General features: G+C 49.9%; 12 protein-coding genes. 5 read left to right on the forward strand and 7 right to left on the reverse strand.

Annotation, left to right across the window (positions count from 1 at the left end):
• Positions 1-192: 192 nt before the first annotated feature.
• Positions 193-918: a hypothetical protein gene (locus Q4526_RS07785; RefSeq protein WP_215976469.1), complete on the forward strand. Its 726-nt coding sequence runs from the start codon at positions 193-195 to the stop codon at positions 916-918.
• A gap of 68 nt (positions 919-986) precedes the next feature.
• Here Q4526_RS07785 and ppa read toward each other — a convergent pair whose 3' ends face one another.
• Both ppa and Q4526_RS07795 read right to left on the reverse strand, forming a co-directional pair.
• Positions 987-1,517, reverse strand: coding sequence for an inorganic diphosphatase (gene ppa / locus Q4526_RS07790; RefSeq protein ID WP_215976470.1), 531 nt, complete (start codon positions 1,515-1,517; stop codon positions 987-989).
• A 103-nt stretch (positions 1,518-1,620) separates the two neighbouring features.
• The gene (locus Q4526_RS07795) at positions 1,621-2,454 is read right to left on the reverse strand and encodes an FHA domain-containing protein (protein WP_215976471.1); all 834 of its coding nucleotides are present in this window, start codon (positions 2,452-2,454) and stop codon (positions 1,621-1,623) included.
• Between the two features lie 130 nt (positions 2,455-2,584).
• Between Q4526_RS07795 and Q4526_RS07800 the strand changes: the two genes are divergently transcribed.
• Together Q4526_RS07800 and Q4526_RS07805 are read left to right on the forward strand one after the other, a co-directional pair.
• Entirely contained in the window at positions 2,585-2,890 is a 306-nt protein-coding gene (locus Q4526_RS07800) for a SelT/SelW/SelH family protein (RefSeq protein ID WP_215976472.1), read from the forward strand.
• 66 nt (positions 2,891-2,956) lie between these two features.
• Complete coding sequence (locus tag Q4526_RS07805) at positions 2,957-5,563, forward strand: RND family transporter (protein WP_215976473.1); 2,607 nt, start codon at positions 2,957-2,959, stop codon at positions 5,561-5,563.
• A gap of 158 nt (positions 5,564-5,721) precedes the next feature.
• Here the strand turns inward: Q4526_RS07805 and Q4526_RS07810 are convergent, their stop codons facing one another.
• From Q4526_RS07810 to glk, 5 genes are all read right to left on the reverse strand, one after another.
• Entirely contained in the window at positions 5,722-6,084 is a 363-nt protein-coding gene (locus Q4526_RS07810) for a hypothetical protein (protein WP_215976474.1), read from the reverse strand.
• Positions 6,085-6,109: 25 nt separating this feature from the next.
• Positions 6,110-6,523, reverse strand: a complete 414-nt coding sequence (locus tag Q4526_RS07815; protein ID WP_215976475.1) for a hypothetical protein — start codon at positions 6,521-6,523, stop codon at positions 6,110-6,112.
• The gene (locus Q4526_RS07820; RefSeq protein ID WP_215976476.1) at positions 6,513-7,088 is read right to left on the reverse strand and encodes an ATP/GTP-binding protein; all 576 of its coding nucleotides are present in this window, start codon (positions 7,086-7,088) and stop codon (positions 6,513-6,515) included. The genes Q4526_RS07815 and Q4526_RS07820 overlap by 11 nt, the downstream gene beginning before the upstream one ends.
• Positions 7,085-7,900, reverse strand: a complete 816-nt coding sequence (locus Q4526_RS07825; protein WP_215976477.1) for a BLUF domain-containing protein — start codon at positions 7,898-7,900, stop codon at positions 7,085-7,087. Before Q4526_RS07825 ends, Q4526_RS07820 begins: the two co-directional genes overlap by 4 nt.
• A gap of 321 nt (positions 7,901-8,221) precedes the next feature.
• Positions 8,222-9,202 (reverse strand): glucokinase, encoded by a 981-nt coding sequence (gene glk, locus Q4526_RS07830; protein ID WP_215976478.1) that lies wholly within the window; start codon positions 9,200-9,202, stop codon positions 8,222-8,224.
• A 229-nt stretch (positions 9,203-9,431) separates the two neighbouring features.
• On the opposite strand from glk, the gene Q4526_RS07835 reads away from it, so the two are divergent.
• Both Q4526_RS07835 and relA read left to right on the forward strand, forming a co-directional pair.
• On the forward strand, positions 9,432-11,894 hold the full coding sequence (locus tag Q4526_RS07835) for a glycoside hydrolase family 3 protein (protein ID WP_215976479.1): 2,463 nt from the start codon (positions 9,432-9,434) through the stop codon (positions 11,892-11,894).
• 246 nt (positions 11,895-12,140) lie between these two features.
• Positions 12,141-14,384, forward strand: a complete 2,244-nt coding sequence (relA, locus tag Q4526_RS07840) for a GTP diphosphokinase (RefSeq protein WP_215976480.1) — start codon at positions 12,141-12,143, stop codon at positions 14,382-14,384.
• The last annotated feature ends 95 nt before the right edge of the window (positions 14,385-14,479 follow it).

The following is a 14,479-nucleotide window of genomic DNA, read 5'->3' on the forward strand; positions in this document are numbered from 1 at the left end:
TAAACAGGCTCTCTCCAGTTGGTGTCCAGAACAATTTTTCACATAAACACTACCCCGAAGACAGCTTTTTGCATGAGTCAGTATTGATGCACTCTGGCAGGCGGTCACGGCCTGAGAGGATCGTGCTAGGATTAGAGTAGTAGTGTTTAAGAATCTTACTAGATCAAGATTTAGGCGACATTGAGGTGTGTGATGGAACAAGAACAAGCCAGCTTTGATATTGTTTTTCGCGGCGATATTGTCATGGGGCACTCCCTGGAAGACGTTAAGCTGCGATTACAGCAATTGTTTAAAGCCGATGCGGCTAAAATTGATGCCTTGTTTAACGGTCGTCCAGTGCCGTTAAAGCGCAATCTCGATGAGGCCACGGCGCGTAAATATCATGCCGTATTGCAAAAAGCTGGAGCAGAGGTCAGTGTTAAGCCTGCCGGTGGAAATACCGCAGCGCCCAAGGCGCCTCGCCCTGCTACAGGCCGGCGCCAATTAACCTTGGCGCCGGTCGGGGTGAACCTGCTCAAGCTGAGTGAGCGCAAAGCCACTGTTAATACCCCCGTCGATATCACCGGCTTAACACTGCGTCCTAATAATGGCCCTTTGTTGGATGCCAGTGAAGCAAGTGCAGAACCGACGCCAGTGGTGGAGATACCGGATCTAGATCTTGCTGATACCGGCGCGCAACTGCTAAGTGAGGGTGAGCGCAACACTATTCCCTTGCCGATTGTGGAGCCGGAGGATTGGGGGTTAGCTGACGTTGGGGCCGATTTGCTCAAGCCCGAAGAGGTAACACAAGTCGCTGTGGCCGAGATTAAAACGCTAGAAGTGGATTTGGCGCCAGTGGGGAGTGATATGGGGCAAGAAAAAACCGACATAACTCCGGTGGCCCCGGATATAAGTAAGTTAAAGCTGCAAGACTCTTAAGATTGTAATGCTTGGGGCGGGGGTGATGGATGCGCCCTCCTTGAAGAGGGCGCTAACGGATACGGTTGTTACGCTTTCTGGTAGCGCTCAACTGAATCCTGAATTTCAGCTCGGGCGGCGTCGACATCGGCCCAACCATCAATTTTGACCCATTTGCCATCTTCTAGGTCTTTGTAGTGCTCAAAGAAATGCTCGATGGATTTCAAGGTGATTTCGGGTACGTCGGCAACCGATTGCACTTTGTTGTACAGCGGGGTGATTTTCTCGACGGGAACGGCCAGTACTTTGGCGTCTTCACCCGACTCATCCGTCATTTTCAACACGCCAACGGGGCGGCAACGCACCACTGAGCCTGGCATCAAGGCATGTGGTAGCAAAACCAGAACGTCTACCGGATCGCCATCACCACACAGTGTGTGAGGCACGTAGCCGTAGTTGCAAGGGTAGTGCATAGAGGTGCCCAGAATGCGATCGACAAACACCGCATCGCTGTCTTTGTCGACTTCGTATTTAATGGGCTCGCCATTCATGGGAATTTCAATAATGACGTTCATATCGTCTGGCAGGCTTTTGCCTGCGGGAACTTTGTCAAAGCTCATAGTTGCCTTCCGAAGGTAATTTTCACAGGATTAAGGATAAAACCGGCGCGATTCTACCACAACCGGCCATATTCGGTCGCTTGATAACCTAGGACAGGTTCGGTCAGATCAGTAGTATCCACAACAGAACGGCCAGAAGTGCCGCTGCCCCAAGGCTCACCCACGGCCAGACGCTCAGCCTGGAGGGGGTTGGGTAGGTCGGTTCGATGCGGTTGCCCGGTGACGTGGGGCGGGTCTTCCAGCGTTTAGGTTCGGTGCTGGCAGCTTTGCGCTCAATGGTTTTGGTGAACTCGGCGGGCAGCGGACTGCGAACTTGGGTTTTGTCGATGTTCACATTGGGGTCGACGACGAGAAAGGTATAAACATCAACCCGTAAGCGATCACCGTTGTGGACTAAATCGTCTTTAACTGGTTTTTCATTGACGAAGGTACCGTTGGCGGAATCCAGGTCGCGAACCCTAAGTGAGCTGCCGACGACTGAAACTTCCACATGGCGGCGCGATAAGTGAGAGCCAGCGATAGTGATGTCGCACTCGCTGGCACGGCCAATCACACAGCGTTTGTCTGCAGGTATTTCAAATGTCTGACCAGTTAGCCAGCTACCGTCGGCCACTAGCTGCCAGTTATTCGCGCCATGCTCCTGCGGGCTTGTTTGGTTAAGGGGCAATACTTCGAATTCCGCCTGGCCAAATCTGATAACATCGCCTGTTTGAAGTAATTTTTGAGTGATGCGCTGACCATTGACAAAGCAACCACTGGAGCTGGTATTGTCCTTGAGGGTGACGCGGCCATCGGTGGTGACCAGACGCGCATGTAGTGGGTCAATATACGGTTCGGTTAGCACCAGGTTATTATCGCGAGCACTGCCTATGCTGTAGAGTTTTTCAACAATCAGTGCCGGTTCCTGAGGCTTGTCTTGGCGTCGCAGTTTTAACATGTTTCCTTGACTGTCCCCAATAAAATACCATCGTCATAGTAACACTATTGCGACCGTTTGCGCACAGAGTGAACAAACGGAATTTATCCGCTGTCAGACAGTCTCATATTTCTATTTTACCGGGGTGGGTATGCCTTTTAACGATTTTTCTGCGCCGCCGAAGGCGCAGGCGCGCGTTGTGATTCACTACTGTAACCTCTGTCGCTGGATGCTTCGGGCGGCATGGCTAGGGCAGGAAGTGCTCAGTACTTTTGCTGATGAGGTTGACGAGGTGTGTTTGCATCCAGGCGATGGCGGTGTATTTGCGGTATGGCTCAATGATCAATTGATTTGGGAGCGCCAGCGTGACGGCGGTTTTCCCGAGGCCAAAGAGCTTAAACAGCGTCTGCGAGATATACTTGCCCCCGATCGTGATTTGGGCCATACAGATCGCTAATTGAGTTAAATTATTCCATAATAGGCGCCCTAATTAAGGTCCACCTACAAGGAGTCGGTTCCAGACATGTTATCTTCGTTGCAGTCCCTCTATCGCTATTTGATTACGCGTCGCTCTATGTGGGTATTAGTAGGCTTAGTTTTACTGACAGCAGTTACTGCCTTAGGTTTGCCTAATTTTAAACTGGATGCCTCGGCCGACTCTTTAACCCTAGAGAGCGATAATTCGTTGGATTACTTTCGGGAAGTGAATCAGCGCTATCAATCGGGCGACTTTTTGGTAGTCACCTATACACCTAATGCGCCGATGTTCTCGGAGCAATCACTCGCAACCCTCGAACAACTGCAGGGTGAGTTGGCTAATGTGCAGGGCGTGAGCAGCATTAACTCTATCTTGTCGGTACCTTTGCTCTACAGCCCTATGCGCTCATTGGCGGAGCAGCAAGAGTCTACTCGCACCTTACTTACCCCCGGGGTAGACAAGTCTCAGGCACGTGAAGAATTTCTAACCAGTCCGATCTATCGCGATACTTTATTGTCAGACGATGGTAAAACCACGGCAATACAGCTAAATCTTGCCGTGGATAATCGTTATATAGAAATGGTGCGTGAGCGAGATGCGCTGCGAGCCAAGCAGGCTGAGCAAGCGCTCAGTCCCGCAGAGGAAACACAGCTCGAAGCGATTAGCGCTGAATTTCTCGCCTACCGCACTCAGGTGACCGCGCAGGCACATCAGCGGGTGGAGGCAATTCGACAGATTTTGGTGGGATATCAATCCGAAGCCGAACTCTTTTTAGGTGGCGTGAGCATGATTACCGCGGATATGATCGAGTTTATCCGCAGTGATTTGGTGGTTTTTGGTGCCGCCATCATTGTATTTATTATTTTAATGTTAGCGCTTATTTTCCGTCAGTGGCGCTTTGTTATTCTTCCTTTAGCTGTATGCGTTATGGCGGTGGTGTCGGTACTGGGCTTGTTGAGCTGGGTGGATTGGCGCCTTACGGTAATTTCTTCCAACTTTGTGGCACTGCTGTTGATTATGACCTTGGCCATTACCATTCATCTGGTGGTGCGCTACAGGGAGCTGCATGCGCGGCATCCCGATTGGAGTCAAGAGCAGCTGGTAATGTCTACTGCCGGACAAATGATAAAGCCGTGTCTGTACACCGCTCTAACCACCATCGTGGCTTTTGTGTCACTGGTGGTCAGTGACATTCGTCCGGTTATCGATTTTGGCTGGATGATGACTATTGGCTTGTCTTACGCACTCGTATTGGCTTTTTTATTATTGCCGGCGGCTCTTATGGTTTTGCCTAAAGGCACGCCGCGAGATAAAGGCGACCAGTCTGCGGCAACGACTTTGCGTTTCTCCCGTGTCGCTGAAAAGCACGGTGCCAGTGTGATTGTGGTGGCATTGATCGCGGCGGCTGTTAGTGGTTATGGCATTACGCAGCTCGAGGTTGAAAATCGGTTTATTGATTACTTCCACGAAGACACTGAAATCTATCAAGGTATGAGCGTTATCGACCGCCAGTTGGGCGGCACTGTTAGTCTGGATATTGTCTTGAATGCCAAAGAGGTAACACCAGTTGCCAGTGAGGCGAGTGAGAAGGCAGCGCAGGATGTGGCTAGCGATGACGACGAATTTGGTTTTGATGAGCCGTTTGCCGAGACAAACACCGCAGATGAAAGCGACGCCTTTGATGACCCTTTTGGCGGCGATCCATTTGCTGAGGACTCTCAAGAGCACAATGCTGCGCACAAAGACAGTGCTTGGTTTAACCCCGTGGGGTTGCAAACCGTGGGGCAAATTCATCGCTACCTAGAGTCTTTGCCTGAGGTTGGTAAGGTTCAATCCCTGCATACCATAGGAGAGGTGACAAAAGATATTAACGGCGGCAAGCTCAATAACTTTGAGTTGACGGTGGTGCGAAACATGCTGTCGGATGATATCCGTAACTTTTTGGTTGATCCTTACTTATCCGATGAGGCTGGACAAACACGTATTACCCTGCGGGTAAAAGAAACCAGCCCTGATTTAAAGCGCGCCGAGTTGGTCGAAAAAATCCGTACCTATATTGTGCAAGAGGCCGGCTTAGCGCCGGAGCAGGTGCAATTTACCGGTATGCTAGTACTATACAATAATATGCTGCAGAGTTTGTTTACCTCCCAGATTGTAACCTTGGGCGCGGTATTTCTCGGTATTATGTTTATGTTTTTGGTGCTGTTTCGCTCCATCACCATTGCGATCATTTCACTCTTGCCTAACCTACTGGCAGCATCGGTTGTGCTGGGCGGCATGGGGCTTTACGGGATCCCGCTGGATATGATGACGATTACTATCGCCGCCATCACGGTTGGGGTTGGGGTGGACCACGCCATTCACTACCTGTATCGCTTTCGCTCTGAATTGGCAAATAGCAGCAGTTATGTAGAGGCCATGCATAAGTCTCACGCGTCTATCGGCCGAGCGATGTATTACACGGCGGTAATTATTATCGTCGGCTTTTTAATACTGACCTTGTCGGAGTTTATTCCATCAATTTATTTTGGTGCGCTTACAGCGCTGGCTATGTTCGCTGCTATTTTGGGCTCGCTTACCCTATTGCCCAAGTTGGTGTTGATCACAAAACCATTTGGTAAGATTGATAGTGCTCGCTCGAGTGAGCCGTAATTACGGTTAAAGTCGCTATAGCTCTCGCTCGACATTTGTCGCTTGAGAGAATGAGGCTTGCTTTACTGAGATTTTCAGAGCCGGTGGCTGTTTTGTCTGTGTAATTAAATCACTACCACACGAACCGATAGGCGAGGTTCGCGTGGTAGTGAATATGATCATACACGCTTCATGCTTTTCTCTAAATCAGCCGTTTTACGACGTGCTAACGCCAAGTTTCCTTTAGCTTTGTCTAATACAAGGTAAATAAACAGCCCGTCATTGGATGTGCTGGGGCGAATGATATGTATTTGTGTGTCGAGTGAAATTAGAATATCTTCAATGCCTCCCTCGATACCTAAGCTTTTCATGGTTTTGAGTTTGGCCTTAACCACTTCACTGTTGCCCGCGGCGGCTAATTCTAAATCTACACCGGCGCCTTCGGAAGCGAGCAGCATGCCAGTAGTGTAATCGACAATGGCGCAACCTAAAGCACCGTCTACTTCCATTAAACCCACTTTTACTTCGTTAAGATTGCTCATAATTCCTCTCCTGGAAAAAAACTGCCTAAGCCGAGGCAGCAGCGGTTGTTGGTGATAATCTTACGACTTCAGCGGCCAGGCGTGTAATCAATAGCCGCAAGCTGGCAATGTTGAGTGTTTCATTGGCGGACATCACTAGCACATAACTACTGCCATCAATGGATAAGTCGACAAAAGCAACGTTACCTTGTTGAGCTTCAATAAATGCCACTTTGAAATTCTTGCGCAGTATTTGCTGGGAGACAGCGTTGCTCACTGAGTGTAAAGTGCTGGCAGCTGCGCTGAGGCTATCCTCCTCAAGGCCGTGATTGGTAGAAGTAAATGTGTGTACGGGAAAGCCATCCGTAGTGGCCAATGAGATTACTTCTAATGCATCGTTTTGTGCATAACTTTCAAACAAAATTTGAAGCGGTATCAGAAGGGCGGGGTTAAACGACATTTTGCGTTGCCTCCATATTTATTGCTGAGGATTGCTCAAGTGCATCAAGCAACTGTAAAATCATCAGTGATGACTCTATGTCACGTGGGTCTACCGGAACGATAGGGGCGTTAATGCCGTGCTGTTCGAGAGCGTAGCTAATAATATCGATAAACAGATCTATTTCTTGGTCATTTTCTGCGGTGTCGATATGGGTTAGACCGATCACTAGTGGGATTTGGTTGTTAATAGGGTCAAAGTGTTCAAGAATGTTGTCCAACGATTTAACGTTAAGCTCATCATTGAATTTTGTCAGAACCAAAAGCCCCCATAACCCATTTCGAACCATATCCCATAGTAGCTGGAAGCGTTTTTGCCCGGGCAGGCCGTAAAGACCTAAAGCAATATCTTCGCTGAGCGATAAGCGGCCATAATCTATGCCAACGGTTGTGTACTCTTTGCCAATATCAACACTGGACTTGGCTTCAGTGGCAAAAGGAGATATTTCACTGATGGTTTTAATAAGTTGAGTCTTGCCAGAGCCAACCTCTCCAACTACAGCAAGTTTCTTGTAAATATTGCTCATGGTTTGCTGGCCCTCATTCCTTGTCCGCTGATAAAGTTTTTCAACGCTTGGCTAAACCGGCCTGGGCGAGGTGTTTGTTGGTTTTTGTTTTGGTGCGCCTCAAAAGAATGAAGGTTGGAGGGGTCTTGAGTTTGAATAATAGTTAATGCTTTGGCTTCTCTGAGTTGTTGCAGGTAGGAATTTAATTCTTGAGCGGAATTAAACAACTCCAGTTCTAGTAGCTTTTTGTACTCTATAGTGTGACCAATTAAAAGCGGACATATTTTCATAAGGCCGGCGTTGACTCGCAATTGAGTGGGGCGTGGCCAAGAGCTCATCCCTAGTAGGGTGTTGTTAAATGAAGTCGATGTGTAGGAGTCTTCCTCTGGGGTTTGGTTCTGTTTTATATTTTCACTTAAGATTGATTGGAATATTTTGTTGTAGCGAATTCGGTCTTCATTTGTTTTTAATAAAGATTTTTCGTTTATCAAAGAATGAATTTTTTGTAAGTATGTACGGTGGGCAGCACATTGTTCGCTGAGCAACTTAATGCTCCAGCGAGTAAAGCTAGGGGTTTCGATTGCGGTGTTAAGAATAACAGCGACATTGGAAATTCTAGGATCTCTGTTGACACGATATACTACGTTAGCCAAACCCGACGGCTCGCCTTCTAAAATTTGTAGTAGCACATTATTAAGAACTAAAAATGTGCCAACTATATTTTGTTCTTTATTGAATTTTCTCGCCGAATCGAAAATATGAAAAACATTCTCCGAATGGCTTGTATGATCTTCTGGCTCGGTGATTGTGCAAAGGCAGGCAATCCGTTTCATCAAATGACTTTCTCCCTAGGCGCCAACAAGGAAATTGCCGGTTGGCTTCATTTCCTTTTCTTAATATAAATCAGCATAGGCGTGGGGTAAAAAGTGCGCAATGTTATTTTTATTCGAATGTTAAATTAAAAAAACACTTTCCAAAACTAAACGTAAGCTTGGTGACAATTCGTTGTCGATTTTTATGGTAAAAGTTTAGAGGGGTATTCTTGGTAGGGATGAATGACGTTGAGCTGGTGTGTCACATGCCGCTGAATGGCGGAATAATTTGCAAGTAATATTTTAGCGCCACTGCTCGCAGTGGCGCTAAAAATTGTTGCTTCAAGACTGAAGTGCAGGGACTGTATCGACCAGCCAGGCAGCTGAACCGATTAAAGCGGCTTTGTCATTGATGACCATATGCACTGGTATGCTTTCCACATAATCACGCATCACACCTTTATTGTGATAGCGCTGAATAAAATCAGTGTGCGGTAGGTAGTCAGCAATTTTTGGCACTATGCCGCCGCCTAAATAAATGCCGCCCATGGCGCCCCAGCTTAACGCTTTGTCGCCGGCAACACTGCCCAGTACATTGCAGAAAATCTGTAAGGCGCGTTCACACAGAGGGTCAGTTTGACTCATACCTTGCCCGCTGATATCCGCAGGCGACAAGTCAGAGGCACTAATGCCCTCGATGCTCGCGAGTGAACGATAAATATGCACCAAGCCCTGTCCCGATAATAGATGCTCGATTGATACATGCTCAAATTCTTTGCGAAGCTCTTGCAATATGGAAATTTCAGTTGCATTGGTTGGGGCAAAGCTGCAGTGTCCACCTTCGGTGGCAATGATTTTCCAGCCGCTGCTAATAGGGGCTAATAAGGCGGCGCCAAAACCTGTTCCGGGACCCATGACGCCAATAGGGCCATAAGGGTTCGCCGCTGTGTTGTATAACGTTTTAATGTCTTCCGGCTGTAAATGTGGTGCCGCATAGGCCAATGCGGAGTAATCGTTGATAACATCCAGCGCTTGCATGTTGAGTTCATCACGCAACTGCGAAATTGAAAATTCCCAGTTGAGGTTGGTGACTTTGACGTGGCCATCTTGAATGGGGCCAGCAATCGCCAGGCAAGCGAATTTAGGCATGGCGACATCGGCTTGCTTTATATAATCGCGAATCATATCTGCCAGAGTTGCGTACTCTCCGCTGGGCAGGCTAATTTGCCGCTCGGCCAGATAACCTTTCTCGTGATTGCAAGCGTTTACTAAGCCAAAACGGCCGTTAGTTCCACCGATATCCGCAACTAAAATAATGCTCATGTGGGCCTGTCTCCAAAGCGCTGATTTTCATTAAAAACCGAGTGTTTACGGTGGCTGAGCCGCAATTGCCAAATGTTATCGTTACAATTTGCGAAGCAGTCTAATTTGAATTGACAGCGCTGTCAACAATGTTATAGTTCGGCTTAAATTCACTGAGCTTAGCGAGTAAGAAAGCGAGTGATTAAAAAATAAAAAATCCTGACGATCAAAAAAACCACCGGAGGAAAGCGTGCCCTGGCCCAAAGTCACAAGCGTGGTAACAACTGACGCCGCCATCGAAACTCGCATTAATGACATTCTGGCGACGATGAGCGTGGAAGAAAAAGTCGGGCAGATGATTCAGCCTGAAATCAAACAAGTTACCACCGACGATATCAAACAATATCATATAGGCTCAGTCTTAAATGGCGGCGGCTCAGTACCTAATAACGATCGCTATGCGAAAGCGTCGGACTGGGTGGCTTTGGCCGATACGTTTTTTGATGCGGCGGCGGATGGCACCGACGGCAAAGTCTATGTGCCGATGATGTGGGGCACAGATGCCGTACACGGAGTGGGTAATGTAGTGGGGGCAACACTGTTTCCTCACAATATCGCGCTGGGTGCTACTCACAACCCTGAACTAATCCGTCAAATTGGTGAGGTGACTGCACGCGAGATTGCCGCCATTGGCATTGACTGGGATTTCTCGCCCACGGTAGCGGTTGCACGCGACGATCGCTGGGGCCGCACCTACGAATCCTATTCCGAAGACCCAGAAGTTGTTCGCGCTTATGCGGGCAAAATGGTGGAAGGTTTACAGGGGCAGGGCGATACTGCTGACTTTCTTAATGAGCAGCACGTTATTGCCACCGCAAAACATTTTATTGGCGACGGCGGAACCATTAATGGCATTGATCGTGGCGATTGTGTCGATAACGAAGACGATTTGTGTCGACTGCACGGCGCCGGTTATATCAGTGCGATTGAGGCCGGCGTGCAAAGTGTGATGGCATCGTTTAACAGCTGGCACGGCGAAAAGTTACACGGTCATCAATATCTTTTAACTACGGTACTTAAAGATACCATGGGCTTCGATGGGTTGGTCGTGGGCGATTGGAACGGGCACGGTTTTATCGAAGGGGCCAGTGTGCTTGATTGCCCGCAGGCAATTAACGCGGGGTTGGATATTTTTATGGTGCCCGATCCGGATTGGAAAGTCCTATTCGCCAACACCGTTGAGCAAATTAAATCGGGCGTTATTCCAATGAGCCGGGCCGACGATGCCGTGCGTCGTATTCTGCGGGTAAAGTTGCGAGCCGGATTGTTCGAGCGCGAAAAACCGTCCAAGCGTCCACTGGCTGGTCGTGACGATTTAATTGGGGCCCCCGAACATCGGGCCGTGGCGCGCCAAGCGGTGCGTGAGTCGCTGGTGTTACTGAAAAATAAAAACAAACTCTTGCCGCTTAGCCCCAATCAGCGTGTGTTGGTGGCGGGCGATGGGGCCGACAATCTCTCCAAGCAAGCTGGCGGTTGGTCGGTGACTTGGCAGGGTACGGGCACCACCCGTGAAGATTTCCCCGGTTCCACCTCCATTCTCGATGGAATTCAGGCAGCGGTTAATGCCGGCTCCGGCGCCGTAGAGTTTAATGTCGACGGCGAATACACGACCAAGCCCGATGTTGCCATTGTCGTGTGGGGTGAATCCCCCTATGCCGAAATGCAAGGCGATGTGCAGAACTTGCTCTATAAAGAATCCGCTGGACGCGATTGGGCTCTGCTCAAAAAATTAAAAGCCGAGGGCATTCCGGTTGTTTCGTTATTTTTAACCGGGCGCCCGCTTTGGGTTAACCGGGAGCTCAATGCCTCGGATGCTTTTGTGGTGATCTGGACTCCTGGCACCGAAGGTGCTGGGGTGGGGGATGTGCTCTTCACCGATAGTAATGATCAAATTGTACACCCTATAAAAGGTAAGTTGACGTTTTCTTGGCCGCAAAACCCCGATCAGGTGCCGCTCAATCGCGATGATAAAGACTATGCGCCGCTTTTTGCTTATGGCTATGGTTTGAGTTATGGCGAGACAGACACACTGATCGATGATCTGCCCGAGGAGTACGACGCAAGCTTTGAAGCGCTGGATGAATTGCCGGTGTTTAATCGTCGCCCTATTGATCCGTTCAGGCTAATGCTTGAAGGGTGTAAGAACGACTCCGTCATTATGACGGGCAATTACGCGCAAACCACCAGTGTCACGGCCACCGCCGTGGATCGCGACATGCAAGAAGACACGCGCAGGGTGGTTTGGAACGGCGAAGGTGAAGGCTCAGTGGCACTGGGCAGTCGCGATCGCCAGGTGCTGGTGGATTATTTAGACAACAATGGCGCATTGGTCTTTGAGGTAAGAGTCGACAGCGCGCCGTCTGCACCTGTCATGCTGCGCTTGGGCTGCGGTCCTAACAGTAACTCTGATTTGGATATCACTGACACCATTAGCTCGCTGGCCGGTACAGGTTGGGCGCAGGTAGTGGTTCCGGTTGCACTGTTCCCAGATGTCGGCTCTGATTTCGGTTTGGTATTGCCGCCGGAAGAGTTCTTTTACCGAATTTTACAACCCTTTACCCTGGTCACCAGCGGCACTTTAGATCTGCGTTTTTCTTTTGTTCAAATAAAAAAGGATATGGCAGGCAAGGCTATCGAGGTGAGCAAGTCCTAACTTAGCCCCCGCTAATAAGCCGTATGCAGCCCATAACCTTTGTTGTGGGCTTGATAAACCCCCCGAAATAGCTACCATAGCCTCGCTTACAATCCGCCCAAGGTTGGGCCGTACCATCTGGATTGCAACTTTTGGCCGCCTATAACGTCTAATATAAGTTAAGCGTTACGGACCCCGTAAAGGCTCATATAAACTGAGCTGCGGCAACAAATTACGACAACCAGACGCAGTAAAAGCGAATAGATTATGGTAAAAGTCCGCCAAGATCATCCCATTGCCGAGGATGGCAGTGTCGATATTGATGCCTGGTTACACAGGTTGGAAGGCATTGAGCAACAACCGCCCGCGGCCCTAAGCGAAATTAAGCGCGCCGGCGAGCTGTGTCAGAGTGTCGATACGCTGCCCAGTGTGGCGCCACATCGCTGGGGGGAAGGCGTTAGTTGTTTTCGAATTGGCCTGGAAATGGCCGAAATCCTCGCTGATCTGCAGTTAGATCAAGATACCCTCGTTGCCGCCGTGCTTTACCGCGCGGTGCGCGAAGAGAAACTGACCCTTAAAGAAGTTGAGAGTCAGTTTGGTGAAATGGTTGCCAAGCTCATTAAAGGCGTACTGCGCATGGCCGCTATCGCCTATCAACGGTGCGAGTCGGAAGAGCGCGTATTCGGCAAACAGTCCGATGAGCAGGCCGATAATATCCGCAAAATGCTGGTGGCCATGGTGGATGACGTTCGCGTCGCCCTGATCAAACTGGCCGAGCGCACCTGCGCCATCCGTGCCGTTAAAACCGCCTCGCCAACCCGGCGTCGCCAGGTTGCCCGCGAAGTGTCCGATGTGTATGCACCACTCGCCCATCGCCTTGGTATCGGCCACATTAAATGGGAATTAGAAGACCTCTCTTTCCGGTATCTGGAGCCTGCCGATTACAAACGAATTGCTTCGCTGCTGGATGAGCGTCGCATTGCGCGCCAGGAATACATTGAGCAGGTGCTAAGCCTGATTCGAACGGAGCTGACCGACGCCAATATTGACGGCGAAGTGGCCGGTCGCGCCAAGCATATTTACAGCATCTGGCGCAAAATGCGCCGCAAAGGTATCGGTTTTTCTCAGGTTTACGATATTCGTGCCGTGCGCATCTTAGTGCCCAGCGTGCGCGACTGTTACACCGTTTTAGGCATTGTGCACAGTTTATGGCGCAACATCCCGCACGAGTTTGACGACTATATCGCCTCGCCCAAAGAAAACGGTTATCGCTCTTTGCACACCGCGGTCATCGGCCCCGAAAATAAAGTGTTGGAAATTCAGGTGCGCACCTTTGCCATGCATGACGAAGCCGAGCTCGGCGTGTGTGCTCATTGGCGCTATAAGGGCACTGACACCCACAGTGAGCAAGATGGTTACGAGCAAAAAATTGCCTGGTTGCGTCAAGTGCTCGAATGGCACGATGAACTCGGGGGTGACAGCGAACAGCTACAGGACGATTTAAAATCCTTCGATCAGGATCGCATTTACGTCTTTACCCCTGAGGGGCATGTGGTGGATTTGCCTCATACCGCCACACCGCTCGATTTTGCCTACCGTATTCACACCGATGTGGGCCACCGCTGCCGCGGGGCCAAGGTAAATGGCCGTATCGTACCGCTTAATTATCATTTGAATACTGCCGATCAGGTCGAGATTTTAACCGGCAAGCGCGAAGCGCCGAGCCGCGATTGGCTGTCGCCGGCCTTGGGTTACGTCAATACCGCCCGCGCTCGCGCCAAAGTTCAGCACTGGTTTAAGGTGCAGGCGCGCGACGACAATATAGCGGAAGGGCAGGCATTGCTGGATCGCGAGTTTAAGCGCATTGCCGTGCACGATTTTGACTTTGATGCCTTGGCGCAAAAGCTGAACATGCATTCGCTGGACGATCTTTACGCCGCGGTTGGTGCCAGTGATATCGGCGTTGGGCAGGTGTTAAGTGCGGCCCAGCGGTTAATCGATGCGAAAAACCCCAAGCAAGATGTCATTCCGTTTAAAGCCAAATCACCCAAAAAGAAAAAAGACTCCGATGTCTTTATCGAAGGGGTGGGCAACCTGCTGACTCAAATAGCCACTTGCTGTACCCCGGTACCCGGGGACGCGATTACCGGTTACATTACCCTGGGGCGCGGGGTTTCAATACATCGCTCCGATTGCAGCAACTTACTACAACTGCAATCCGATGAGCCAGAGCGAATTATCACCGTTGATTGGGGCGCGACTCCGCAAAGCAGTTACTCGGTGGACGTTATGATTGAAGCCTACGATCGCACAGGCTTGTTGCGGGACATCACCTCATTGCTGGACCACGAAAGTATTAACATCAGCGCTATGCAAACCCTGTCCGATAAGCGCAAAAACACAGTGGACATGCAAATTACCGTGGAAATACGCGGCTTTGAAGAGCTCAGCCGGGTGCTGACTCGCCTGAATCAATTGCCCAATATTGCCACGGCCCGAAGGAAGCTGTGAGCTAGCGGCACGCATTACGCCGGACGCCGATAAAACCGGACGCCGCGCTTGACGGATTGTAAAGCTCACGCAAAAATTGTCCAGCGTCCAGCGTC

This window comes from Gilvimarinus sp. 2_MG-2023, assembly GCF_030547685.1.
GTDB lineage: Bacteria > Pseudomonadota > Gammaproteobacteria > Pseudomonadales > Cellvibrionaceae > Gilvimarinus.

Bases quoted from the DNA above. Each gene is read 5' to 3' on its own strand.
- Q4526_RS07785 (WP_215976469.1), top strand. From the start codon at position 193: ATGGAACAAGAACAAGCCAGCTTTGATATTGTTTTTCGCGGCGATATT.
- ppa (WP_215976470.1), bottom strand. From the start codon at position 1,517: ATGAGCTTTGACAAAGTTCCCGCAGGCAAAAGCCTGCCAGACGATATG.
- Q4526_RS07795 (WP_215976471.1), bottom strand. From the start codon at position 2,454: ATGTTAAAACTGCGACGCCAAGACAAGCCTCAGGAACCGGCACTGATT.
- Q4526_RS07800 (WP_215976472.1), top strand. From the start codon at position 2,585: ATGCCTTTTAACGATTTTTCTGCGCCGCCGAAGGCGCAGGCGCGCGTT.
- Q4526_RS07805 (WP_215976473.1), top strand. From the start codon at position 2,957: ATGTTATCTTCGTTGCAGTCCCTCTATCGCTATTTGATTACGCGTCGC.
- Q4526_RS07810 (WP_215976474.1), bottom strand. From the start codon at position 6,084: ATGAGCAATCTTAACGAAGTAAAAGTGGGTTTAATGGAAGTAGACGGT.
- Q4526_RS07815 (WP_215976475.1), bottom strand. From the start codon at position 6,523: ATGTCGTTTAACCCCGCCCTTCTGATACCGCTTCAAATTTTGTTTGAA.
- Q4526_RS07820 (WP_215976476.1), bottom strand. From the start codon at position 7,088: ATGAGCAATATTTACAAGAAACTTGCTGTAGTTGGAGAGGTTGGCTCT.
- Q4526_RS07825 (WP_215976477.1), bottom strand. From the start codon at position 7,900: ATGAAACGGATTGCCTGCCTTTGCACAATCACCGAGCCAGAAGATCAT.
- glk (WP_215976478.1), bottom strand. From the start codon at position 9,202: ATGAGCATTATTTTAGTTGCGGATATCGGTGGAACTAACGGCCGTTTT.
- relA (WP_215976480.1), top strand. From the start codon at position 12,141: ATGGTAAAAGTCCGCCAAGATCATCCCATTGCCGAGGATGGCAGTGTC.